The following is a 24,801-nucleotide window of genomic DNA, read 5'->3' on the forward strand; positions in this document are numbered from 1 at the left end:
AGCCACCCGAGCCGCCGCTCGACACGGAACGCATATGGTCGAAAGTCTGATCTCGGACATTCTGTTTGGCTTTACCGGGCTGATCAGCATCATCAACCCAATCGGCATTGCTTTCGTTTTCCTGGACCGGACTGCTTCGTTGACCACGGAGGAGCGCACCGCGCTCGCCCGCAAAATCGCCATCAACGTGATGTGCGTGCTGCTGGTGGCGTTTTTCATCGGCACGCCGATCCTGCATTTCTTCGGCATCTCCATGCAGGCGCTGCGCATCGGCGGCGGGCTCGCCGTCGCGGTGGGCGGCTGGCAGATGCTCAATGCGCCCGACACGCAACCGGCCGAGCAGCCGGCGGTCAAGCGGGTGGACGCGGACAATGCGATGTCGAAGGCGTTTTTCCCATTCACCATTCCGCTGACCACCGGGCCGGGCTCGATCGCCACGGCTGTCGCGCTGACCGCGAACCGCACGCATAAGCTCTCCGAGTTTGTGATTTCGAGCATCGCGTCGGTGGTGATCTCGCTGGCGGTGGCCGTGACGGTTTATCTGATCTATAGCCGCGCGGTGGTGTTCGCGAAGTACCTCGGCGTGGAGGGCACCAAGGTCGCGATGCGTGTATCTTCTTTTCTGCTGCTGTGCATCGGTGTGCAGATCATGCTGACCGGCTTCTCCGAATTCCTGATTCCGATCGCGACGATGCAGCCGGTAGTGAAGTAGATGTGTACCCGGCGGCACGCCGCGCCGGGGCGCTGAAGCACCAACTCTGGTCGACCACAGCAAGTGCATGGGACCAGAGTAAGGCGCTAAAGCGCCAACTCTGGTCGACCGCAGCAAGTGCATGGGACCAGAGTAAGGCGCTAAAGCGCCAACTCTGGTCGACAGGAGAAAACCTCATGTGCCGCTGGCTCGCTTATACAGGTAACCCGATTCAGCTCGAAACGGTGCTGTTCAACGCCAAACACTCCCTGATCGACCAGAGCCTGCATTCGCGGCTCGGCCAGACCACGACCAACGGCGATGGCTTCGGCATCGGCTGGTACGGCCAGCCGACCGATATTCCGTTTCGCTACCGCTGCATTCAACCGGCGTGGAGCGACCGCAATTTGCGCGAAGCGGCGCGGGCGATCCGCGCGCCGCTGTTCGTCGCGCACATACGCGCGGCGACGGATACGCCTTCGCAGGAAACCAACTGTCATCCGTTCCGCTATGGCCGCTGGCTCTTCGCGCATAACGGCCTGATACGCAACTATCCGGCCGTGCGCCGCGATCTGATGGTGGCGATCGACCCCGATCTGTTTCCGTCCATTGAAGGCTCGACCGATTCCGAGGTGATGTTTTTCCTCGCGCTGACCTTCGGCCTGGAAGTGGCGCCGGTCACCGCGCTCGAGCGGATGGTGGCCTTCGTCGAGGACACCGGCCGCAAGCATGGCGTGGACGAACCGCTGAACATGACCGTGTGCGCCACCGACGGCGAGCAGATCGTCGCAGTGCGCTATTCGAGCGAAGGGCAGTCGCGCTCGCTCTTTCACAGCAGCTCGTTTCAGCAACTGCACGCGTTGTATCCCGACGATCCACGCATCGAGGCGGCCGGCGAGAATGCGTTTCTGGTGCTGTCCGAACCGCTCGCCGACCTGCCGGGCTGGTGGCAGGAGATTCCGGAGAGCACGGCGGTGGTGGCGCGCGGCGGTGAAATCGAACGGTATCCGTTCAAGCCGCAGTCGGCGTGAGCGCTGAGAGCCGCGTGAGCGCCGGCATCAACGCGTGAGCAGCATCGAGCTCAACACGGAGAACACCGTCGACGGCAGTTCGGCGAGGCGGCTGACCACCACATTGTGCGGATAGAAGTCCTCGACTGCGTCCGTCAGCACGCCGATCCCCACAAGCTCGATGCCGCGCTTGCCGATGGCCGCGACGCGTTCGCGCAGATCGCTGCGCAAAACCTGCGGATCGCCGTCGCCGGTCGACGGGTAGCCGTCGGAGAACATCATCAGGATGCGCCGTTCGGCCTGATGGTCGGCAAGCCGCGTCGCGGCCCACGCCAGCGCCTCGCCGTCCGGATTCTCGTGGCCGCAGTCGATCGCGGCGATCCCGCTCAGGTCCGTCGCGCCGAAGCGCTTATAGACCTTCAGATCGAGCCGTTCGACGAAGCGGTTATAGCGTCGTAAATCCGCGCCGGCGGCGCGTTGACGCTCGTAGAGCTGCTTCATGGGCGCGGATTCGACCGAGCAATAACCGAGCACTTCGCAATCGAACGACAACTGCGTCAGCGCATCGCACAAGGCGGCCGCGCACTGGCGCGCGAGTTCGATCTTGCGGCCGGCCATCGAGCCGCTGCGGTCGATCAGCAGCGTCACGGCGACGTCGCGTCCTTTGGCGGGCCGCTGCGTGCGAAACGGCGTGCGATAACCGGGCGAGGTCGCGAGCTTCGCCAGCGCGGTGCGATCGATCTCGCCGCGCTCCTGCTCGCGGCGCCAGCGCGTGCGCTCGTCGGCGCTCAGCGCGCGTTCGAGCTTTTCCTTCAGCGGCGCGGTGTCCGCGCGAGCCTGCGCCCGCAACTCGCGCCAGGCGGCGCTGTCGCCCTGGCCCGTGAGATCGCGGATGTCGTCGAATTCGGTGGCGAGCGGAATCGACAGCCGGGCTTGTGATGCAGCCGCAGTGACGTTACCTGCTTCGCCTTCCGAACGCGCGGACGGTTGCTGCGCGTCCGCCAGCGATTGACCCATGCCGACCGCGTTGTCCGCCTGCGCGCCACCGCTTCGATCGGACGGCGGCGAGTTCGCGCTGTCCTGGTCGGGGAGCACGGTGTCGTCGTCTTCGAGCGGCACGGATGACGAAGCGGCCGTTTCCGTATCGATGTCCTCGACCGGATCCGCCGTGAACGCCATGCTGTTCACCTCACCCGCCGACAACGCGCGCACGCGCGCCACGAGCGCCTGCGCCGCCGCGATGCTCTGCGCGGTCGAGCGGCTCGCGCGCGCTTCGTGCAGCAGATCCTCCGCGGCATGCAAGGCGGCGAGCAGCGAATGGCTCGCTTCGGTCCGGGTGGGCGGTTCATCCCACAACGCGCGTTCGACCAGCCAGACCAGCCGGTCGCGCCAGTGCAGCTTCGGCCAGCGCTGCCGCACGCGCTCGGTCGCATGCAGGCGCAGCTTGCCGATGAACCAGCGCGCGCCCGGATATTCGTCGAGCAACTGTCCACACACGCGGCGGTCTTCGATCACCTGCGCGAGATTCGCGGCGACGCCCGAGGGCAGCGCATCGAGTTGCGCGAGCGACGCATGCTTGGCGCGCGCGACCAGCAGATCCAGATAGCCGATCAGCACATCGCGCTCGACTTCGCCATTCAACTCATATTCGGGAATCACAATGCGGCCGGGCTCCACGCGCGGACCGTCCGGACTGAACGCGACCGTCACGCCGTATTGCCCGGTCAGCACGCGGGCCACCTTGCTGAGCGTGGATTCGAAGGCGAAGCCGCGCGTGTCGCGCGTTGCGTGCATCGCGCTCACGCTTCAGGCGCCGGCGCGATGTGATGGCGAACGATGCCGCGAATCAACGCGGCGTCTTCCGGGCTCACCTTCGCGTAGATGGCCGGCCCGGCGGCGCGTTCGGGGTCGCCCGTGCGCAGCATCAGTTCGGCCCAGTCGAGCAGGCGCCGGGTCGAGAACGCGCTCGAGAGATCTTCGCGAGCGAACGCCGCGCGGCAGTCGGCGGCGATCGCGGCGAGCGTGGTGGCGAGCGCGCGCGTCATGTGCGGGGCGAGGGTGGCGATCAGCACGTCGGCTTCTTCGGCGGGCGTCAGATAGTCGAGCAGATACACGCGCCAGCGGTCCAGAAACGCCTCGTTCATCAGATTGGCGCCCTGATACAGATGCCGGAACTGACTCATCGCGCCGACCGCATTGGCTGTCGCGAACAACCGGAAGGCCGGATGCGGCGCGACGATCTCGTTGCCCTTTTCCTTCAGCACGAGGCGGCCGTGCGGTTCGAGCACGGCGGTGAGGGCGGCGAGAATCGACGGTTCGGCAAAATCGATTTCATCGACGATCAGCCAGAGCCCCTCGCGCATGGCCGTGGGCAGCACGCCGTCGACCCACAGCGTCTCGCCGCCCTTGACGGTCCAGAAGCCGACGAAGTCGCCAACCGTGGTCTGCCCGTTCATGTTCGAGCGCAGCACGCCGTGACGCGACCGCGCCGCGACCTGTTCGATCAGGCTGGTCTTGCCGGCGCCGGTGTGGCCGATCAGCATCACGCGCCGGTTCTCGACAATGTCCTCGACGATGTCGTTAAAGCGCTCGGAGAACAGATAGGCCGGATTGAGGCGTGGCACGAGCGGATTGTCGAAGCCGCAAGGCACCTCCACATGACCGATGCGCACGGTCGCGCCGGTGCCTTCCAACTGCCGATGTTTCGCCGCCGAAGCTCGCGCCGCGACGCGCTGCAATTCCGGCATGAAGGCGACGCGGCCGGCCGCGGACTGCTCGCTTGCGGCGTCGTCCGTATCGATGGCGAAGCCTTCGCGGCGCCATTTCTTCAGCTTCGCACGCAGATTTTCCGCGTCCACCACGAGATCGATATCGACCGCGCCAGGGCCGCTGCCATTGTCGACACCATGTTCGAGCCGATAATTTTCCGGCCGGTCGGCCACGCTCACGCGCCACCATTCGGCGCCGTGTTCCGTTGCGCGTTGGTAAAGGCCAAGGTTTTCGTCTTCGGTCAGTTCGGGCGAGTTCATGGCGAAAGTTGAATAGTCAATAACGAATCGTGCATTGCAATTTGGCTGGGGCCGAATGAGCGACTATCTTATCTTGAGCGGCTTTCGATCTTCCCATTCCATTGGCAACCGGGCCTTGTCGAGCCCAGGCCGGGCAAATATTTATTGCGTCAAGCGAATAGGTCGTGGAGCGCGTATCGCCTATAGTTCGACGGACCCAGCGCTGTAGTTTACAAACGTCTTTCTCGCGGATCGTGTTTGAAGCATCCGCAGTCCTCTTTGCCCTACATCGCGACACAAAAAATTGACGGCAAAACAATGAGACTACATACAAAATTAATGGCGGCGCTCGCCGTGGCAAGTCCGCTGGCATATGGTCAAACCAGCGTGAGCTTGTATGGCCGCCTCGACGCCGGTCTGGAATACCTGAACCACATCAACAATGGCGCGGGCGGCAGTTCGAGCCGCTGGAGCGCTGAAGGCGGCGACTGGGGCACCAGCATGCTCGGCCTCAAAGGCAACGAAGATCTGGGCGGCGGACTCAATGCGATCTTCAACCTCGAAACCGGTTTGCAGGTCATGAACGGCACGACGAGCGGCGGGCGGCTCTGGTCGCGGCGCGCGTTCGTCGGATTGAAGAGCGAGCAGTGGGGCACCTTGCAGGCTGGCCGTAATCTGTTTATCGACAGCGACGGCGTTTGGGAATTCGATCCGTTCGTGCAGCAGGCGTTTTCGTCGGCCTCGCTCGTGCGCGGGCGCAACTGGCAGCAAACCAGCAACAACGTCGAGTATCACAGCCCGGTGTTCTGGGGTTTCGATGTGCAGGCGCAATATGCGTTCGGCAATCAGGCGGGCGCTTTCAACAGCGGCGCGGCCGGCGAGTTCGGCCGCTCGGACGGCATCATGCTGAGCTACCACTCGCCGCTCTTCGACGTGCGCGGCATCTACGACGAACTGCGCGACAACAACGGCCGATTCAGCAACATCTTCCAGGCATCGCGCGAATATTTCGCCGGCGTCAACGTGCATTTCGACGCGGTGAAGATCCAGGGCGCCTACACGCATTACTCGGCGCCCGATTCGCCGGTCGGCGTCGCCGACTCGGCCGATCACTACTGGCTCGGCGCTACCTACAACTTCCTGCCGCGCTGGGCCATGACGGCGGGCGGCTTCTACGTGAAGGTCGGCGACGGCTCGGGCGATGCCGCCCACGACCCGTCCGGCCACGCGATGATGTATGTGCTCGGCACCACCTACAACCTGTCGAAACGTACCTTCCTGTACGGCACCGTGGGCTACGTGCGCAATGGCAGCAACTCGAATTTCTCGCTCGAAGCATCGCCGCGCGATGCGAGCAACAATACGAGTCCGCTCGTGGGTGAATCGCAAACCGGTGCTTATGTGGGCATGCTGCATCAGTTCTGATGCAGCATAGGCGGCTGGCAGTTTGGCATCGCAGAAAGGGCGCTCCAATTCAGGCCGGCGCGCCCTTTCTGCATTCTCACGCCGCCAAATCCTCGCTCACCGCCGACTTGCGCAGCCGCACCGGAATCGACTTCGACGCCGGCACCTGACTCGATTCCGCGTGATGCGAGAGCGGAATCAGGCGATTGCATTCCGGGTAGTAGCCCATGATGCAACCCAGCGGAATGTCGAACGCGTGGACATGCATGCCGTCCACTTCGCGCGTCACGTCGTCGTCTGAGACGGTGGAGATGCACACCGCGTCGCCCTCCGAAAAGCCGAGCCGCGTCATGTCGTCCTGATGCATGAGCAGTACGCTGCGGCTGCCACGCACGCCGCGAAAGCGGTCGTCGAGACCGTACACGGTGGTGTTGAACTGACTGTCGCCGCGCGCCGTCATCAGGCGCAGTACGTCTGGACCTCGCGACGGCATGTCCGCGTCTTCGTCGAGCGTCTCGGGCACGATGAAATTCGCCTTGCCGCTTGCCGTATTCCATTTGCGCTCGCAAGCGGCGAGTGGCCGGTGAAACCCGCCTGGTTGCCTGAAGCGCTGGTTAAAGTCCTTGAACTGATCCGGATAGGTGCGCTCGATTGCATCGCGCGCCAGCGAGTAGTCGTCCACCCACGCATCCCAGTCGATCTTCGGATTGCGCGGCAGCAGAGCTTTTGCAAGGCCCGCGACGATCGCGGGTTCCGACAGCAGCATGTCGCCGGCCGGCTCGGCGAGTCCGTGCGAGCCATGCACGCAGGCCGTGCTGTCCTCCACGCTGACCCATTGCTCGCCGCTCGCCTGGCGGTCGATCTCGATGCGCCCGAGGCATGGCAGCAAATACGCGACCTCGCCGTGCAGCAGATGACTCCGGTTGAGTTTGGTGGCGATCTGCACCGTGAGCCGCAGCCGCTGCCACGCGGGGTCCATCACATGATGATCGGGAATCGCCACCTGAAAATTACCGCCCAGGCCGATGAAGGCTTTGACCTTGCCGTCGAGCACGCCGCGGCAGGCTTCGACCGTGGTCATGCCTTTGTCGCGCGGCGGCTCGAAGCCGTAGAGTTCTTTCAGCTTGTCGAGCGGCGCGAGTTCAGGCTTTTCCGTGATGCCGACCGTGCGCTGCCCCTGCACGTTCGAGTGACCGCGAATCGGGCAGATGCCCGCGCCCGGCCGGCCGATATTGCCGCGCAGAAGCAGCAGGTTCGACAGCATCTGCACGTTGTGCACGCCGCTGCGATGCTGCGTGATGCCCATGCCGTACAGCACCATCGCGGCATTCGCTTTCGCGTAGACACGTGCCGCGCTTTCGAGCGCGCCGCGGCTGAGTTGCGAGTGGTGTTCGATCTCTTCCCATGAAGTGGCGCGCATCGCGTCGGCGAAGGCTTCGAAGCCATGTGTATGTTCGGCGATGAAAGCCGCGTCGAGCACCCGCGGCTCACCGTTGCGTTGCGCGTCGTCGTCCCATTCGATCAGCAGCTTGCAAAGTCCGGCAATCGCCGCCGCATCGCCGCCAATCTTCACCTGATGATATTGCGTGCTGATCCGCGTATCGGCCGGGGTAAGCATGTCGAGCGGCGACTGCGGGTTCGCAAATGTGACGAGCCCGCGTTCCTTGAGCGGATTGAACGTGATGATTTCCACGCCGCGTTTGCGCGCATCCTGCAACTGATGCAGCATGCGCGGCGCGTTGGTGCCGGTGTTGTGGCCGAAGAACAGCATGCAGTCGGTATGCGTGAAGTCTTCGAGTTGCACGGTCCCGACCGGAACGCCGATCGACTTCGGCAAGCCGACCGAGGTGCTTTCGTGACACATGTTCGAACTGTCCGGCAGGTTGTTGGTGCCGTACACGCGCGCCATCAGCGCATACATGTAGGACGTTTCGAGCGACGCCCGGCCCGATGCATAGAACACCGCTTCATTCGGATCGAGCGCTTGCAGTTCGCTCGCGATTTCGGCGAACGCATGTTCCCAGGTGGTCTGCACGTAGCGGTCGGTCGCCGGATCCCAGCGCATCGGCGCGGTCAGCCGCCCGCGCGACTCGAGTTCCAGACCGCTCCATGAGCGCAATTCGCTCAGCGTATGGCCGGCGAAAAAGTCCGTATCGATATGTTTGCTGGTGATTTCCCACGCGGTCGCCTTTGCGCCGTTTTCACAGAACTCGAAGAGGTGCGGGTCCGCGGGTTTGGCCCATGAACAGCTCACGCAGGCGAAGCCGTCGGGCTTGTTCTGCTGCGAGAGAATGCGGCTGCCGTTCAACGTCACGTGTTCCTGCACGAGGATCGACGCGACCGCTTTAACCGAGCCCCAGCCGCCCGCGGCGTTGCGGTACTCCTTGATGGGCGCGCTATCGGGTGTGCCGGGTGTGCCTTTCGTTGCACTCTCCGGCGCGGTTTCGACAATGTGATCGGTGCTCATGTTGACTCCTGGCGGGTTGCCGGTCCCCGAGCGCCGGCTTACCCGAAGAGTCCGCAATTACCGGACCACTGGTTTAATTGGCGCTTACAAGCATTCCCCCAGCCCTCGCTTTGCAACGCCACTTGGATAGGATCATGCGGCGCTGACTGGCGGCGGCCTGGCAGGCGGATCGCCTTCGGGCGCACGATCCGGATCATTCGGCGGCACGTCGTCGGGCGGCGGCGACGGATCGGGATCGCTGGTCGGGCGCGGGGCGTCGGGGTCGACTTCCGGTGGCATCGGTGTATGCAGATGCAGACTCGGCATGCAACGCGTGCTCGTCATAGTCATCGTGGGCTCCGTGATGTGAATGCCTGTCGATCGCAACCGGCATGCCACCGGCTTCATTCGCCGCGAATGCGGGCCGCACAGTGTGGAACAGCTATTGCTCGACCACAGCATGCGCGTGGCGCCACAGCGGCGGAACGCGCCGCGATATCACACCGGACATGACGCACTGAAGTGCAGGGACAAGGGAAAGAAAAATGGCGCGACATAAGGCCGACGTTGCTGACGATGACTTCGAGATTTACGCCAGCTATCACGGAACAGGCGACGGCCGTTACGTAGGTGGACTGAAGGTTGTCAGAAAAGCGGACAGAAGAATTCTGTTTCCATTCGATGGCGCGCCCGAAATCGGGCCCTACGCGACCGCCGACGAGGCGCGCCGCGCCGCGATCGACTATGGCCGTGAGATCGTGGCAGCGGATCGCGCGAGCCCTGAGAACTGACGGATGGCGGCGCACTCGCGCCGCCGGAAGCAGGGATTGCCTTATGGCATGCCGCCGAGCGACGGAGAAATCGTGCTGCCACGACCTGGGTCGTCGGGATGTTCGTCAGGCAGCGTCGGCCGCGCCGAGAGCGGTGGATGCGTGCGATAGCAACTGTCGATCGAGGTATCGGCGAGGCAGCGCTGGAATGAGTCCGCGTCGTTCTTTTGCGCGAAGGTGTACAGGGTGCGTTCGACTTGTACTTCAGTATCGGATACGCGAATCGTCGTCATTGTCATGAGGTTCTCCTTTTTACAAATGTCGGTCCAGACCTCCACCGCACTTGCCGCAACGGCTGTGCCCAGCTTGCTCTTGGCGTGCTGTGGGGCGTGTTGACGGAGAGGGACCGGATGTTGCTGCATCGAAGACATATCCGAAATCAGAAGGAGGGCGGCATGCAGACCGAACCGCAGGACACCAAACCGCAGAACCAGCTCGACGCGCTAGTTACAGACGAAGTGAAACAGCGCAACAAGCCGAGTGGCACGCACTATGTCGAACCCAGCCCACTCGGTATCGAGCCCGTCGAACAGACCGGCGTGGACAAGGCGACCAATCCGCCGCGCTCGAACGAGCGCCCGGCTCAAACCACCGAAGTCCCGCTCGGCACCGGCTCCCATGCCGAGCCGCCCGGAGGCGGCGGACGTGAATCGCAGCGCAAGCAATGATGCGGCGTATGCTGGTTCCGGAGTACAAGCCGGAAATCCGAGGGAGAGATGCATGCAGCAGGAAAACGAACCGCTGAACCCCGGCGACGAAGCCTCGGCGGATGCGCCTGGCGTCGGCGGCGGCTGACCAGCGGTGACGGGCATGCGCGGCACTCGACCCTCGCTGCCGGTGCCACGCAGACTGAGATAAACAACTAAGCGACCAATACTTCATATGTTTGCGAAATTCGTCCATCGTCACGGCAGCGCGCACAGAATTGCCCAAAAAGAAGCGCGCGCGAAAGCAGGCGCGCTTTATGCGGCGCTGAAAAGATCGCCCGAGCCGGCTGGCGCGTTGTCGTCAACGCCAGCTGCAGGGGAGCACAGCGATCTTCAGGACGCAAAGGAGCAAACCATGTTCAACGATTCAAAGCATGGATTCGACGCCGCCAAGACCGAGTACGAAGCCTTCATGCTCAAGCCGCACGACTGGGTGCCGAACAACCGCACATTGCCGGTCGTGATTTACAGGCGCGCCCTCATGCCGGATAGCGGCGACCTCGCGGCCGCGTTCGAAATTCTCTTCGAACGCAATGCGTGGCCGCCGCAGTGGCGCGACGGCATTTTCGACTACCACCATTTCCACGCCACCGCGCACGAAATACTGGGCGTGACGGACGGCTCCGCGCAAGTGATCATCGGCGGACCGGGCGGCAAGGTGGTGACGCTATCCGCCGGCGACGCGATCCTGCTGCCGTCCGGGACTGGCCATTGCCTGCAATCGTTCGCCCGGCATTTTCGGGTCGTGGCCGGCTATCCGGAAGGCCAGCAGTGGGACATCCGCCGCGAGGCGCTCACGCCGGACGAACTCGCGGCCATGGAGGCGTTGCCTTTTCCGCCGCTGGATCCGATTGACGGCAAACATGGTCCACTAGTCGAGTATTGGCTGCGCGCGGCTTGATACTGGCGCACGCCGTTTCTTCCCCCTTGTCCGCGCCGATCGGAACGGGCTCGCGTCGCAAGCCCTCCGAAAGATCCGCTTCCCGCAGCCAACCCATCCGATGCCGCGTGTAACGCTCCGTGCAGATTTGCGCGCATCGGCGCATCATCGTTGAGCCTCGCAGCGGTTCCTCATGCGTTCTTCCACGTAACACGGTTCGCCGGGTGCGCCGAAACAGTGCGTCCCGGCTTTCTCTTCAACCGCCGAACAAGGAGTGTCCCATGCAAAACGATCCCGCCCTCGATCAGCTGTGCATCAACACGATCCGCACGCTGTCGATGGACGCTGTGCAAAAGGCCAATTCCGGTCACCCCGGCACGCCGATGGCACTGGCACCCGTTGCCTATCATCTGTGGCAAAACCATCTTCGTTACGACCCGGACGAGCCGTTGTGGCCGAACCGCGATCGCTTCGTGCTCTCGGTGGGACATGCGTCGATGCTGCTGTATTCGCTGCTGCATCTGGCCAACGTGAAGGCGGTGGACGAGGAGGGCAAACCGACCGGCGCGCCCGCCGTCTCGCTCAACGACATAGAGCATTTCCGCCAGATTGACAGCAATACGCCGGGGCACCCCGAGTACCGCATGACCACCGGCGTCGAGACCACCACCGGGCCGCTCGGCCAGGGGCTCGGCAACAGCGTCGGCATGGCGATGGCGGGGCGCTGGTGCGAGAGCCACTTCAACAAGCCGGATGCGCCGCTCTTCGACCATCGCGTCTACGCGTTGTGCGGCGACGGCGACATGATGGAAGGCATCTCGCACGAGGCGGCTTCGCTCGCCGGGCATCTGAAGCTGTCCAATCTGATCTGGATCTACGACAGCAACCGCGTGACGATCGAGGGCCATACTGACCTCGCATACAGCGACGACGTGGAAAGCCGGTTCCACGGTTACAACTGGCATACGCTGCGTGTGAACGACGCCAACGACGCCGCCGCGCTCGAAGCCGCTTTAGTCGAAGCGAAAAGCATCACCGACAGGCCGACGCTGATCGTGGTGCACAGCATCATCGGCTGGGGCTCGCCGCATAAGCAGGACACTTCGTCGGCGCATGGCGAAGCGCTCGGCGTCGAAGAAGTGGCGCTCACCAAGAAGGCGTACGGCTGGCCGGAGGACAAGTTCTTCTATGTGCCGGATGGCGTGCACGAGCGCTTCGCGGCGGGCATCGGCGCACGCGGCAAGGCGGCACGCGAGCAATGGCAGGCGCAGTACGACGCGTACACCAAAAAGTACCCGGAACTCGCGCGTGAATTCGCGCAGATGGAAGCGCACGAATTGCCGGCGGGCTGGGACAGCGACATCCCCACGTTCGACGCGGATCCGAAGGGCGTCGCGTCACGCGATTCGTCGGGCAAGGTGCTCAACGCGATTGCCGCGCGCGTGCCGTGGATGATCGGCGGCGCGGCGGATCTCTCGCCGTCCACCAAAACCAACCTGAAATTCGAGGGCGCGGGCAGCTTCGAGCACGATAGCTATGGCGGCTGCAATCTGCACTTCGGCATCCGCGAACACGCGATGGGTGCGGCGGTGAATGGCCTCGCACTGTCGAATCTGCGGCCGTTTGGCTCCACGTTCCTGATTTTCAGCGACTACATGAAGCCGCCGATCCGCCTCTCGGCGATCATGGAAGTGCCGTCCATCTTCGTGTTCACGCACGATTCGATCGGCGTGGGCGAAGACGGCCCGACCCATCAGCCGATCGAGCAACTGGCCTCGCTGCGCGGCGTGCCGGGGCTCACCGTGCTGCGTCCGGGCGATGCCAACGAAGTCGCCGAGGTTTGGCGGGTGGCGCTGTCGGATCCGCGGCGGCCGTCATGCATCGTCGTGTCGCGTCAGGCGCTGCCCACCTTGGACCGCAGCCGCTATGCCGCCGCCAGCGGCACGCGGAAGGGCGCTTATATACTCGCCGATGCGCCCGATGGACAGAAGCCGCAAGTGATCCTGATGGCGACGGGCAGCGAACTCTCCCTCTGCGTCGACGCGTACGAGAAGCTCAAAGGCGAGGGGATCGCGGCGCGCGTGGTGTCGATGCCGTCGTGGGACATCTTCGAGCGCCAGGACGAGGCGTATCAGGACTCGGTGCTGCCACCGGACGTCGACGCGCGTGTCGCCGTGGAACAGGCTGCCTCGCTCGGTTGGGACCGCTATGTGGGCCGTCTCGGTGCGCAGGTGGTGATGCATACGTTCGGCGCGTCCGCGCCACTCGCCGATCTGAAGAAGAAGTTCGGCTTCACGCCGGAGCGTGTGTACGAAGCGGCGAAGCAGCAGATCGCGCGGGTGCAGTCCAAGCGCAGTCAGGAGTAAAGGCACGGATAGGTCCGCCGCGGTAAAGAGCCGGTGGCTTGATAAGAGCCGCCGGCTTTTTTATCCGCCGCCGCGAACTCGCGGGCCGCCGCCGCTATCGCGCGATCAATTCGCCGGAATCGTCACCACCGGCGCCTTGCTGCTCGTATCGGCTTCCGCTAGCGCCATCAGATTCTGAACGACTGTAAAGGCATATTTCGAATCGAAGTCGTTGCGATCGACCCAATACGTCGACGGTCCGTGCGCAATCATCACGTAGGCATTCTCAGGCGGTGTCTTGCCGGAGTGCACGATGATGGTCGGCCGCGTCTCGCCGCCGATCAGGCCGACGGTCGGCTTGGTCGAGCCATCGCTGATACGCTCGACCGGCACCTGCACTTGGGCGCCGAGGTCGGAAAGGATGCCGAGCACCGAGCGCGTCACCATCGGTATCTTGTCGCCCTTTTGCGATGCCGACGACGGCCCGTAGACTATCTCATAGGTCCGCGTATTCGACGACAGATGCAGCAGTTTGCGCACGCGGGCAAGATCGGCCGCCGTGGCCGGCGACTCGCCGCTGGTGGTCGCGCCCATCACCAGATACACGCCCATGGCTCCGCTTTTGCCGTCCGCCTGGCGCGACTCGACGTTTAGTTCGCCGGCCAGTTGCAGACGTCGCAGCGCTTGCAGCAACTCGAAGAAACCCGGCGCACCCGCGCTGTTTTCGCCGCCGAGCGCATTGCCGTTCTGCAAGCCGCCCACCGATTGCGCGGTGATGCGCAACAGCAGATCGATCGGAATGCCGCCTTCGGCAAGCGGCAACACCAGCGACGGCGCAAGCGGGCGGATGTACGCTGACGCGAAGGCTTCGCCCGTGGTCGGCGTGAAGGTGAAGGTCGGGTGATTCGAATACGAAGCGCTGCCCGTTGCGAGCGCGTAATTCGGCTGGCTGCCCGAGCCGACGTTGGCCGTGGCGCCCGCGGTGGCATCGAACGTATAGGCGGCGATGATGCTGCTGACCGTCAGGAACGCGGGCGCGTCGCCGTAACGCAACCCGACCACGGCGGCGAGAATCTCGCGTTTCTTCGCATCGCCGAGGGCACGCGCATAGTCGACCTGATCGGCTTTGAGGCGGGATGGTCCGATGTGGACGCAGGCGGAAGTGACGCAGGCCGCGCACAATGCCGCGGCGACAGAAGCGGTTCTGATCATGAGGACGGGAAGAGCGGAACGCTATCCGCTGAAGAATGGGCCCGCAACGGCGGTAGCAGGTCCTATTCCCGAATGGCGGCACGCAGGCGCCATCCGCCGTTTCATCCTATGAATAGCGGGCTTTTCTCCCGACCATGGCGATGCAAAGAGGGTGCGCAGGATTTGCGATCGTTTTGCAAGATTTGCAGAATACGCACGTAAGTAGCTGCCCGGCAGCTTAAGAGGAACCGTCCATTGCATCTGCCGGCGTGTCCGCCGAGTCCTCGTCCATCCCGTCGAGCGTGTTGCGATAAGCGCGCGATTGCATTTCGGCGAGCCGGCTCAGCGTGCGCGACAGATCGTGCGCGCCTACCAGGCCGCTGAGCGCCGCTTCGATCGGTTCGTCCGAGGCGATGAACAGCGCACGCTTGCGGTCGTAGAGAATATCGACCAGCCAGATCAGCCGTTGTAGCGTGTGGGATTGGCTCAGCCATTCGGTGCGCAGATTGTCGAGAATCAGACCGTGCCATTGCTCGGCGAGATCCAGATAGTCGAGATGCGAGCGGCTCGCCACGCACAGATTCTCGAAGTCCGCCCACAGTAATGCCGCGCCCGCCGCGCGTGCGGCAAGCGGGCGGCCGGCCGCGCTCACCGTAACCGGATCCAGCGTTTCGCTGCCTTCATAACGCACGAAAATCTGGCGCATGGTTTCACGATTGGCGGCATCGAGCGGCGCGAAGAAATGCGGCACTTGTGCTTCTTCACCGCCGAAACGGTAGTCGCGCGCGCCGTCGAAATGAATCACGGTGAAGCAGCGTTTGATCTGGTCGATGGTCGGCAGAAAGCGCTCGTGAAACTCCGGGTCGGATAGCAGGCCATCCGGCGCGTAGTTCGAGGTGAGCACGATGTGTGTGCCGAGACCGATTGCGGTATCGAGAAAGCGGCCCATCAGGAACGCGTCGGCGATGTCGTGTACGTGGAATTCGTCGAAGCACAGCAGCTCGACTCCATCGAGCCATTGCCGCGAGACCGAGCCAAGCCGGTCGTCGCCGCGCGGCTCGCTCACGAGCCGCCGGTTCATCTCACGCAGAAATTCGTGAAAGTGCAGACGCCGCTTGCGGCAGGTCGCCAACTCGAACACCGTGTCGACCACCAGGCTCTTGCCGCGCCCAGGCAGTCCGTGGCAATACACGCCTCGATGCGCCGCTGGCGAGTTGGACCGCGCGCGCCGGCCATTCGCGCCGAGCAGTGCAACGAGCGCGGCGATCGCTTCGCGCTGGCTCGCATCGGGCGCGATGCCACGCGCGGCCAAGGTGCGTGTGACTTGAGCGCCGTCAAGCATGAGCAAGGGTGCCGGTGCGTGGCGAAACGGTTTCGCAAGAGATGGCGGCGAATGCGGCAGCGGTGTCGATGGGCATAAAGGGGCGGCGGGCGGAAATCGCGTCAGTTTAACAAGGCGCGCTCATACCCGCTGCCGGCTCAACACCCGTTGCAACTCGCCCGGATCGACCGGCTTCGTGAAGTGATGGTCGAAGCCGGCGGCCACGGCCGTCTGCTTGTCCTGCTGCTGGCCCCAGCCGGTCACGGCGATCAGCACAATGCCGGCGTCCTGGTAATCGTGGCGAATGCGCCGCGCCACTTCATAGCCGTTCAGAAGCGGCAAGCCGATGTCGAGAATCACCGCCTGCGGCGCGAACGCGCCGATCAGTTCAAGACCGGCGATGCCGTCGCCGGCCGTGCGCACTTCGTGGCCTTCGAGTTCGAGCACCATCGCGAGACTGTCGGCGGCGTCCGCATTATCGTCGACGATCACGACGCGCAAACCCGCCGCGTGCGGCGTCTCGGTCGGCGCACTGTCGGACGGCAACGAAGCGGATTTGGTCAGCGGCAGGCGGATCACGAACTCGCTGCCTTTGCCGGGGCCGTCGCTGAAGGCCGCGACCGTGCCGCCGTGCAGTTCCGCGAGGCCGCGCACCAGTGCGAGGCCGATGCCGAGGCCGCCTTGCGAGCGGTCCAGCGCGGGCGCGAGTTGCGAGAACATTTCGAACACGCTGTCCAGATGCTCGCCCGGAATGCCGATGCCGGAATCGCGCACGACGATTACCGCTTCATCGCCCTCGCGTTCCGCAGCGAGCGAAATGCTGCCGCCAGGCGGCGTGTACTTGGCGGCGTTGTTCAGCAGATTCAGGATCATCTGCGACAGGCGCGTGGGATCGGCAACCAGATAAAGCGGCTCGCGTGGCAGCGTCACGCTCAGATGATGCGACGACGCCTGCACGGTCGGCCGCGCCGCTTCCATGGCCGATTGCATTGCGCGCGCCAGTTCGAGACGTTGCTTGCGCAACTCGAGCTTGCCCTGGGTGATGCGCGAGACCTCCAGCAGATCGTCGACCAGATGTGTCATATGTTGCAGTTGCCGGTCGAACACGTCGCGCGACCAGTTCAATTGTGGATCGGCGAATTCCTTGAGACGCAGAATCTCGAGCACGTTGCGCATCGGCGCCAGCGGATTGCGCAGTTCGTGCGCGAGCGTGGCGAGAAACTCGTCCTTGCGGCGATCGGCCTTCGAGAGTTCGAGATTCAGCCGCGTGAGTTGCTGCTCGGCGCGCCGTCGCTCGGTAATGTCGCGGTTGATGCTGACCGCGCCGTAAATATCGCCGCGCGCGTTCGCGAGCGGCTTGACCACGGTTTCGCACACGCCGCGCGAACCGTCGCGCCGCACGAACGGCAACTCGCCGCGCCAAGTGCCTTCGGCGGCCAGCGCCGCGAGCGCTACCCGGCGGATGCTCAGCGCTTCTTCCGGCGGCAGGAAAAGCGCGACCGGTTTGCCGAGAATCTCGCGCATGCGATAACCCAGCATGCGCTCGCCGCCCACATTGAAGTCGGTGATATTGCCGCGCAGGTCGGTGATCACGATCGCATCGCTCAGGTGCTCGAAGATCGCGGCCTGGCGTAGCAGGACTGTCTGCGCTTCCTTGCGTTCGGTAATGTCGATGCCGAGGCCGTAGATCATCAGCGGCTCGCCGTGGCGGTCATACGTGGCGCGCCCGCGGCCTTCCATCCAGCACCAGTCGCCGCTCGCATGCAGAAAGCGGAATTCGGCGACGTAGTCGTCACCGGCTTCCACCGCATGGTCCACTGCCTCGTTCAGCGCAACCAGATCGCCCGGATGAATCAGTTCGAAAAAGCCGCCGGGCGTGTTGGCGAAGCGGCCTTCGGCATAACCCGCGAGCGCTTCCAGTTCGCGGCTCCACCAGAACTTGCCCGAATTCGGTTCGTGCGACCACGCGCCCATGCGCGCGCCGCGCATGGCGAGACTCAACACGTCGCGGCTTTCCTGCAACTCCCGCTGCGCGAGCTGATGCGCGGCCACGGACGCCTCGGCATTGCGCCGCGCGAGCAGCAGCTCCTGCTCGTACTTATGACGGTCGGCGACGATCAGCACCGCCACTTCGAGATACGTCACGTCGCCGTGCCGGCGGCGCACCGCGTTGAGCAGCATCGGCACCATGTGGCCGTCGCGATGCATCATGTTCAGCTTGACCTCGGCCACCGAACCCTGCATTTGCAGGAGCGGCGCCCAATGCGTCTGATAGAACACCTTGCCGCCGGCGCTCAGCAGATCCTGGATTTGCTTCGCCCCGGCAAGCTCCGCGGTCTCATAGCCGAGCCAGCCGCAGAAGGTCGCGTTCACGCGCAGGATGCGTCCGTTGGCATCGGTGACGAGCAGGCCGCAGGCGGCGTGCTCGAATAGTGCGTCGGCTGAGGGCAGCGGGCGGTCCGTGGTTTGCATCGTGCTACAGGCTCATCGGCCCGAGAAAGGCGTTCATCGCGTCCGCGCTTGCGCTCGGTGAGCTGAGGTGCGGACAATGGCCGACGTTCTCGATGAGATGCAGCGTGCTGCCAGGCATCATGCGGTGCAGATATTCGCCGACCGCGCACGGCGCGATGATGTCGTCGCTACATTGCAGAATCAGCGTGGGCGTGGTGGCGCGCGACAGTATCGCGCGATGGTCGGAGAGAAACGTGACGCGCGCGAATTGCCGCGCGATCTCGGGGTCGGTGCGGCAGAAACTGTTGGTCAGTTCGACGCCGAGCTCCGGCTGCTCCGGCGCGCCCATGATGGCCGGCGCCATCGTGCTCGACCAGCCGAGGTAGTTGCTTTCGAGGGTGCGCAGCAGGTCTTCGATATCGTCGCGCGAGAAGCCGCCGACGTAGTCGCCGTCGTTCACATAGCAGGGCGAGGGGCCCACCATGATGAGCGCGGAGAAGAGTTGCGGCGCCTTGAGACTCGCGATTAGGCCGATCATCGCGCTGACGGAGTGCCCGACGAACACCACCGGGCCCTCGGCGACTTCGCGGATGATCTCGATCAGGTCGCTGGCGTAGCCGTACAGCGAGTCGTACTTGTCGATGTCGTAGGCGCTCAGATCCGACGAGCCGCTGCCGACGTGATCGAACAGCACGGTCCGGTATTCGTCATGAAACGACGGTGCGAGGTAGCGCCACATGGTTTGATCGCAACCGAAGCCGTGCGCCAGCACCATGGTCCGCTTGCCGTTGCCGGAAATCTGTATGTTGTTGCGCAGGGTGATGCTCATTGTCGGGTCCTGAAGCCTGCCGGGTGGAGGCGGTTACGCCAGGCGTGCGCCTCGGCCGGTATTCAGGAGAATGTTACCCCAGTCTTGCCATTCGCCATGTTGCCCGAGGAGTAGGGCGCATCGCGGCGAGGCTCAATCGGTCTTGATTTCCGGTTGCGGCGCCTGAAGCGGCTCGCTTCCGAATCGTTCGTATTGCGAAATCACCTGGGCTCCCAGCAGCAGCAAGGTCGCCAGCCACTCCAGGCTGAACAGGATCACGATGGCCATGGTCAGCGATCCGTACACCAGGCTCACCTGCGAGAGAGTCGCGAAATACCAGACCAGCACGTGCCGCGTAATCTCCCATAGCACCGCGGCGACCACGCCGCCGAACAGCGCATGTTTGAGCGAAGGGCGCCCGACCGGCATCACCATATAGATCGAGGTCAGCACGAACACCTCGCCCGCGAGGCCGAGCAGATACAGCACGACGCGCGAGAGTCCCTGCAACGAAACATGCAGGCCGAATAGTTCGATGCCTTCGGCGCCGATCGCCTCGAGGCCGCTCGATACGAAGGTGACGATCAGCAGGCCGACGCCGAGACACAGAATGTAGCAATACGGCAGCATCGCCGAGAGCAGGAAGTGACGTCGCCTTACCACCACGCGGTGGACGAAAATCAGCGACATGGCGTTTTCGAGCACGGTGAAGGCCAGCGAACTGAAGAAGATCATCGTCAGCAACAAGACCCAGCCGATCACCGCGCGATGTGCGAGAAAATTGGCCAGTTCGCGCACCAGCGCATTTGACTGGCCCGGCACCAGCCATTGCAATAGATGCGCGAGCGCCGCGAGCAAAGTATGTTGGGGCACGAAGCGCGACAGGGCGATCACGATCAGGATCATGAGCGGCACGATCGAAAGCAACGCGTAATACGCGACCGCGCCCGCGAGCAGCAAGCCCTGGTTGGCGCGAAATGCCTTCAAGGTTTGCAGCGCGAATGTACCGGGATGTTTCGCCACATATAACGCGTGGTCGTCGATGATGGATTGCATGTGACCTCACAGCGCGCGTGGCTGGCCTGCCGGAATGCCGGTTTTGCCGACGCGCTTGCCTTGTTGCTCACGCATACTTAAGCAAGAATGCAGCCACGCTGGCGTTGCCGTTTCTTGCTGTCACGCCGGTTCGCCAATGCGCGCCAGGAATGCAGTTTGCTTGGCGGCTGTATCGACTTTGCGTCGACATGCTTCAACACGTATGAAAACGGCGATTGTCATATAGACATCTACCACTCGCAGACGCGACGTGCCATCTTTCCCATCGGAATCACCATTGACTATAGCCTCTGACGAAGCAGATCTCGCGGACCTGGTGGTGGCGCGGCCCGAGGGGTTGTATTGCCCGCCCGGCGACTTCTATATCGATCCGTGGCGCCCCGTGGAACGTGCGGTGATTACGCATGCGCATTCCGATCACGCGCGCTTCGGACATCGGCACTATCTCGCGTCGCAAGCGGGGGCGACCGTGCTGCTGTCTCGTTTGCCCGGCGTATCACTGCAAACCCTGGCGTACGGCGAGCGGCTCGATCTCAACGGCACGACGGTGTCGCTGCATCCCGCTGGGCATGTACTCGGCTCGGCGCAACTGCGGATCGAACACCGCGGGCGCGTATGGGTGGCATCGGGCGACTACAAGCTCGACCCCGACCCGACCTGCGATGCCTTCGAACCGGTGCGCTGCAATACCTTCATAACCGAGTCGACTTTCGGCCTGCCGATCTATCGATGGGACCCGCCGCAAACCGTGTTCGACGGTGTCGATTCGTGGTGGCGGCATAACGCGGCCGAAGGACGCGCATCGGTGCTGTTCTGCTATTCGTTCGGCAAGGCGCAGCGCGTGCTGGCGAGCGTCGATGCCGGCATTGGGCCGATCTTCTGTCACGGCGCCGTGGAGCCGCTCAATCGCGCGTATCGGGAGGCCGGCGTGCGCTTGCCGCCGGTGCGTCTCGTGAGCGAGATCCCGCTCAAGGACAAGGTGGCGTTCCGGCAGGCGTTGATCGTGGCGCCGCCGTCCGCGCAGGGCAGCGCATGGCTCAAGCGCTTCGGCGACTATAGCGACGCGTTCGCGTCGGGCTGGATGCGTCTGCGTGGCGCGCGCCGCAGGCGTGGCGTCGACCGTGGCTTCGTGCTGTCGGATCACGCCGATTGGCCCAGCCTGCAAACGGCCATTCAGGCGACGGGCGCTGAACGTGTGATCGTCACGCATGGCTCAGTCGAGCCGATGGTGCGCTGGTTGCGTGAGCAAGGCCTCGAGGCCGGCGCGTTTGAAACACAATATGGCGACGATACCGTCGAGGCCGACGCCGCGGGCGCGGATGAAACAGCCACGACGGGTAGCGTGCCACACGAGTTCCATGAGGCCACCGAGCAAGACGCCGCCACTGACGACACGGCCAACGCCGCCGACCCGCCGAGCCGCGCATGAAACGCTTCGCCGCCCTCTACACCGCGCTCGACGCGACCACGTCCACGCACGACAAACTCGAAGCGCTCACGAGCTACTTCGCCGTGGCCGAGCCGGAAGATGCGGCGTGGGCCTCGTATTTTCTCGCCGGCGGCAAACCGCGCCAGTCGGTACCGACGCGTCTACTGACGGAGATTGCCCGCGAGCGCGCCGGTTTGCCCGCCTGGTTATTCGAGGAGTCCTATCACGCGGTGGGTGACCTCGCCGAAACCATCGCCCATATCCTGCCGCCCGCGCAACGCAGTTCCGAATTGGGCCTCACGCAATGGATCGAGCAACGCGTGCTGACTTTGCGTGGCGTCGCGCCGGAAGAGTTGCGCACGCGTTTGATCGGCTACTGGGACGAACTCGACTGGGGCGGCCGTTTCCTGCTGACCAAACTGATCGGCGGCGGGTTTCGGGTCGGCGTCGCGCGGCAACTGGTGGTGAGGGCGCTGGCGGAAGTAGCGGGCGTCGATCATAAACGGATCGCGCAACGCATGGTCGGTTGGACCGACTCGCAACAGAAGCCCGATGCCGCGCGCTATCTGCGTTTGATCGCGCCCGAAGCGACAGGTGACGAGACGCAGTCCGGCGATCACCCGCAGGAGAGCGATCTCGGCCTGCCGTATCCGTTCTTTCTCGCGCATCCATTGCAGGCCGATCCGGCGACGCTCGGCGATCCGTCGCAGTGGCAGATCGAATGGAAGTGGGACGGCATTCGCGCGCAACTGGTCAAACGTGGTGGACGTGTCTGGCTGTGGTCACGCGGTGAGGATCTGATCACGGATCGATTCCCCGAGGTGGCGGCTTTAGGCGAAGCGTTACCGGACGGTTGCGTGATCGACGGAGAGATTCTCGCGTGGGAGCCGGGCGCGATGGCCCCCTTGCCGTTCGCGCGCCTGCAACCACGGATTGCCCGTAAAACGCTGACTAAAAAAATCCTTGCCGATTCGCCCGCCACACTGCTTGCCTACGATCTGCTCGAAGCTCACGGCAAGGATTTGCGCATGACGCCGCTCGCCGAGCGGCGGGCGCAACTGGATGAGCTGGCCATTTCCATCGACAGCACGCTCGCGCGCGATCTGCTGCGTGTGTCGCCGCTAGTGCGCGCCGCGGACTGGCAGGCGCTCGCGGCGTTACGCGACGAGAGCCGATCACGCGGTGTGGAAGGGCTGATGGTCAAGCAACGCGAATCGATGTATGGCGTGGGCCGCACCAAGGCATCTGGCACATGGTGGAAATGGAAGATCGATCCGTTTGCAGTCGATGCCGTGCTGCTTTATGCGCAACGCGGCCACGGCCGCCGTGCCAGCCTCTACACCGATTTCACCTTCGCGGTGTGGGACGAAGCGAACGGCGTGCGTACGCTGGTGCCGTTCGCGAAGGCTTATTCCGGACTAACCGACGAAGAGATGCGTCAGGTGGATGCCATCGTTCGCAAGACCACGATCGAAAAGTTCGGCCCTGTGCGCAGTGTGACCCCCACCCTGGTATTCGAAATCGGCTTCGAGGGCATTCAGGCAAGTCCGCGTCATAAATCCGGTGTGGCGGTGCGCTTTCCGCGCATGCTGCGCTGGCGCACCGACAAACATATCGACGACGCCGATACGCTGGCCATGCTCAAGGGCTTCATCGATGATCGTGCGGGATAACCCGCTGAGTACAAATCCCTAAAAGGGTGCCGGGTTTTTCTCGACAGGATTCCTGCGTTATCGATGTTAGCCTCAAGGCGTGCCATCCATCGCACGCGGCAAGGGCGGCCTGCACGACGCGAGTGCGTCTCGCCGACGCGTGAACGTCCGTTCTCAATGCCTCAACGCACTTAAATCAACCAGCGGCGTTTTATTGCGTGAGCTATGGTGAGGTAAGGCGTACGCTGCGGCGCTGCAAGCGCGGTGCGACGCGAACAGAAACCATCGTCTGGAGAACGATGAGCTTTGTCTGCGCGTCAGGAGCGAATCTTGCGCGCGTGTTCCGAAGTGCCCGCGAGTGGCGCACGGAAAAAAGCCAAGGAGAAGATGGTGACGTTCGACGACCGGATGGACGATAACGAAGACGTCGTAGTGTGGCGGCCTATCCAGTATGCGATGGCGTCGCACCGGCGCGTCCTCGTGGTGGACGATTACCGGGAAGCGGCCGAGGCATTGCAGATGTTGCTGACTGCTGACGGCTTCGAGTGCCGCGCGCTTGAGGATCCCTTTGCAGTCTGCGCGATGGCCCATGAATGGCAGCCGTTTGCGGTGGTGCTGGACATCAAGATGCCGGGCCTGGATGGCCTGGAACTGGCTCGCCGCCTGCGCGCCCATCCTTCGACTTCGCATATGTTGCTGGTGGCGTGCACCGCATTCGCCTCGCGCGACGACCGGGCACGTGCCAAGGCCGCCGGTTTCGATGCGCATTGCGCGAAGCCGTTGACGCCCGAGCGTCTGTTGCGTGTGCTCGAATCGGCTGCGGCGCTGCATGCGGCCGGACCGCCGTAAGGGCTGCGTGCGCTTTGAAAGAAATTCTCCATGCGGCAACTATGGAATTCGCGGCAGATTGAAGCAGATGCAGAGTGTCAAGGGGCACTCAGATTATTTAGGTTAATTGAATATATCGCCGTGACGGGCTGTTGACCTGTTACAGATAACAGCGCAACTTACCGGTCTGCAAGGGCAGTCCCTTGCAACCGGTCGACCGGATCAGAGACCCGCGCTTAGTCCGGCGCGTACTTGAACTCAGGCAGCGCCTCGAGCGACTTTTTGGTGGCTTCAGGCAGTACCACACGCCGGTTATTGATCTGTAAGTCGTTGAAGGGCACGGCGACCAGATGTTTGCCCATGCCGAGAAATCCGCCTACCGACAGGATCGCGTACGTGCTGCGGTCTCCGCTTGGCGAGACGATCAGATCGTCCAGCGTGCCGATAGTGTCCTTGTTCTTGTTATAGACATCGGCGCCACTCAACTTCGACGCGCGGTAGCCGCTTGCGAGTTGCACCACGTCCGTCCGTTTTTCCGTAATTGCCTGAGGCGCGCCCTGAGCGTACGCATTGCCGTACGACGCGAGCGTGGCGAGGAGCAGGGCGGTGGCGGCCAGTGAATTGATCTGTATTCGTTGCATGATGATTGTTCTCCCTGATGACATGTCCGGCGCTTCTTGTGCCGCGCCGCTTCATTGAGTCAGCTTTCTCCTTGCTTGCTGCAAAAGTTGTGCCGCGCAGCGC

21 protein-coding genes are annotated in these 24,801 nt (G+C 63.5%); 10 read left to right on the plus strand and 11 right to left on the minus strand.

The features are described from left to right. Positions 1-34 precede the first annotated feature (34 nt). A complete protein-coding gene (locus tag P0D96_RS17485; protein WP_132377277.1) occupies positions 35-712 on the plus strand; it encodes a MarC family protein in 678 nt (225 codons plus the stop codon). Positions 713-888: 176 nt separating this feature from the next. Then, positions 889-1,722: a class II glutamine amidotransferase gene (locus P0D96_RS17490; protein WP_408180184.1), complete on the plus strand. Its 834-nt coding sequence runs from the start codon at positions 889-891 to the stop codon at positions 1,720-1,722. Positions 1,723-1,749: 27 nt separating this feature from the next. Here P0D96_RS17490 and P0D96_RS17495 read toward each other — a convergent pair whose 3' ends face one another. Both P0D96_RS17495 and P0D96_RS17500 read right to left on the minus strand, forming a co-directional pair. Continuing rightward, entirely contained in the window at positions 1,750-3,495 is a 1,746-nt protein-coding gene (locus P0D96_RS17495; RefSeq protein WP_408314589.1) for a cobaltochelatase CobT-related protein, read from the minus strand. Positions 3,496-3,500: 5 nt separating this feature from the next. After that, positions 3,501-4,730: an AAA family ATPase gene (locus tag P0D96_RS17500; protein WP_408285754.1), complete on the minus strand. Its 1,230-nt coding sequence runs from the start codon at positions 4,728-4,730 to the stop codon at positions 3,501-3,503. A gap of 297 nt (positions 4,731-5,027) precedes the next feature. Here P0D96_RS17500 and P0D96_RS17505 point away from each other — a divergent pair, with 297 nt between their 5' ends. After that, positions 5,028-6,134 (plus strand): porin, encoded by a 1,107-nt coding sequence (locus P0D96_RS17505; RefSeq protein WP_494471457.1) that lies wholly within the window; start codon positions 5,028-5,030, stop codon positions 6,132-6,134. Positions 6,135-6,210: 76 nt separating this feature from the next. Here the strand turns inward: P0D96_RS17505 and P0D96_RS17510 are convergent, their stop codons facing one another. Both P0D96_RS17510 and P0D96_RS17515 read right to left on the minus strand, forming a co-directional pair. Next, a complete protein-coding gene (locus P0D96_RS17510) occupies positions 6,211-8,580 on the minus strand; it encodes an FdhF/YdeP family oxidoreductase (RefSeq protein WP_408314523.1) in 2,370 nt (789 codons plus the stop codon). 132 nt (positions 8,581-8,712) lie between these two features. After that, entirely contained in the window at positions 8,713-8,910 is a 198-nt protein-coding gene (locus P0D96_RS17515; RefSeq protein ID WP_408180181.1) for a hypothetical protein, read from the minus strand. A gap of 194 nt (positions 8,911-9,104) precedes the next feature. On the opposite strand from P0D96_RS17515, the gene P0D96_RS17520 reads away from it, so the two are divergent. Next, on the plus strand, positions 9,105-9,350 hold the full coding sequence (locus tag P0D96_RS17520; protein ID WP_132377273.1) for a DUF6723 family protein: 246 nt from the start codon (positions 9,105-9,107) through the stop codon (positions 9,348-9,350). A 41-nt stretch (positions 9,351-9,391) separates the two neighbouring features. Here the strand turns inward: P0D96_RS17520 and P0D96_RS17525 are convergent, their stop codons facing one another. Then, on the minus strand, positions 9,392-9,628 hold the full coding sequence (locus P0D96_RS17525; protein ID WP_132377272.1) for a hypothetical protein: 237 nt from the start codon (positions 9,626-9,628) through the stop codon (positions 9,392-9,394). 156 nt (positions 9,629-9,784) lie between these two features. Between P0D96_RS17525 and P0D96_RS17530 the strand changes: the two genes are divergently transcribed. The 3 genes from P0D96_RS17530 to tkt all read left to right on the plus strand — a co-directional run bounded on the left by P0D96_RS17530 (position 9,785) and on the right by tkt (position 13,342). Continuing rightward, positions 9,785-10,057, plus strand: coding sequence for a hypothetical protein (locus P0D96_RS17530; RefSeq protein WP_408314524.1), 273 nt, complete (start codon positions 9,785-9,787; stop codon positions 10,055-10,057). A 394-nt stretch (positions 10,058-10,451) separates the two neighbouring features. Continuing rightward, positions 10,452-10,997 carry a cupin domain-containing protein gene (locus P0D96_RS17535; RefSeq protein ID WP_408314526.1) on the plus strand — a complete coding sequence of 182 codons (546 nt, stop codon included), beginning with the start codon at positions 10,452-10,454 and terminating at the stop codon, positions 10,995-10,997. Between the two features lie 260 nt (positions 10,998-11,257). Beyond that, positions 11,258-13,342: a transketolase gene (tkt, locus tag P0D96_RS17540; RefSeq protein WP_408180177.1), complete on the plus strand. Its 2,085-nt coding sequence runs from the start codon at positions 11,258-11,260 to the stop codon at positions 13,340-13,342. A gap of 105 nt (positions 13,343-13,447) precedes the next feature. On the opposite strand, the gene P0D96_RS17545 is transcribed toward tkt, so the two are convergent. From P0D96_RS17545 to P0D96_RS17565, 5 genes are all read right to left on the minus strand, one after another. Beyond that, positions 13,448-14,533 carry a hypothetical protein gene (locus P0D96_RS17545; protein WP_408314528.1) on the minus strand — a complete coding sequence of 362 codons (1,086 nt, stop codon included), beginning with the start codon at positions 14,531-14,533 and terminating at the stop codon, positions 13,448-13,450. Between the two features lie 217 nt (positions 14,534-14,750). Then, a complete protein-coding gene (gene zapE / locus P0D96_RS17550; RefSeq protein WP_408314530.1) occupies positions 14,751-15,854 on the minus strand; it encodes a cell division protein ZapE in 1,104 nt (367 codons plus the stop codon). 120 nt (positions 15,855-15,974) lie between these two features. Beyond that, positions 15,975-18,305, minus strand: a complete 2,331-nt coding sequence (locus P0D96_RS17555) for a hybrid sensor histidine kinase/response regulator (RefSeq protein ID WP_408314532.1) — start codon at positions 18,303-18,305, stop codon at positions 15,975-15,977. Positions 18,306-18,309: 4 nt separating this feature from the next. Beyond that, positions 18,310-19,113, minus strand: coding sequence for an alpha/beta fold hydrolase (locus P0D96_RS17560; protein WP_132377265.1), 804 nt, complete (start codon positions 19,111-19,113; stop codon positions 18,310-18,312). 132 nt (positions 19,114-19,245) lie between these two features. Next, positions 19,246-20,148: a YihY/virulence factor BrkB family protein gene (locus P0D96_RS17565; RefSeq protein WP_132377264.1), complete on the minus strand. Its 903-nt coding sequence runs from the start codon at positions 20,146-20,148 to the stop codon at positions 19,246-19,248. Positions 20,149-20,425: 277 nt separating this feature from the next. Between P0D96_RS17565 and P0D96_RS17570 the strand changes: the two genes are divergently transcribed. From P0D96_RS17570 to P0D96_RS17580, 3 genes are all read left to right on the plus strand, one after another. Continuing rightward, a complete protein-coding gene (locus P0D96_RS17570) occupies positions 20,426-21,577 on the plus strand; it encodes a ligase-associated DNA damage response exonuclease (RefSeq protein ID WP_408180173.1) in 1,152 nt (383 codons plus the stop codon). Next, positions 21,574-23,250, plus strand: a complete 1,677-nt coding sequence (locus P0D96_RS17575) for an ATP-dependent DNA ligase (protein ID WP_408180172.1) — start codon at positions 21,574-21,576, stop codon at positions 23,248-23,250. Before P0D96_RS17570 ends, P0D96_RS17575 begins: the two co-directional genes overlap by 4 nt. Positions 23,251-23,619: 369 nt before the next feature. Next, positions 23,620-24,078 (plus strand): response regulator, encoded by a 459-nt coding sequence (locus P0D96_RS17580; protein WP_408226228.1) that lies wholly within the window; start codon positions 23,620-23,622, stop codon positions 24,076-24,078. Positions 24,079-24,293: 215 nt separating this feature from the next. On the opposite strand, the gene P0D96_RS17585 is transcribed toward P0D96_RS17580, so the two are convergent. Continuing rightward, complete coding sequence (locus tag P0D96_RS17585; protein WP_408180171.1) at positions 24,294-24,698, minus strand: PRC-barrel domain-containing protein; 405 nt, start codon at positions 24,696-24,698, stop codon at positions 24,294-24,296. Positions 24,699-24,801 lie beyond the last annotated feature (103 nt).

It is taken from the genome of Paraburkholderia sp. RL17-347-BIC-D (assembly GCF_046027915.1).
GTDB lineage: Bacteria > Pseudomonadota > Gammaproteobacteria > Burkholderiales > Burkholderiaceae > Paraburkholderia.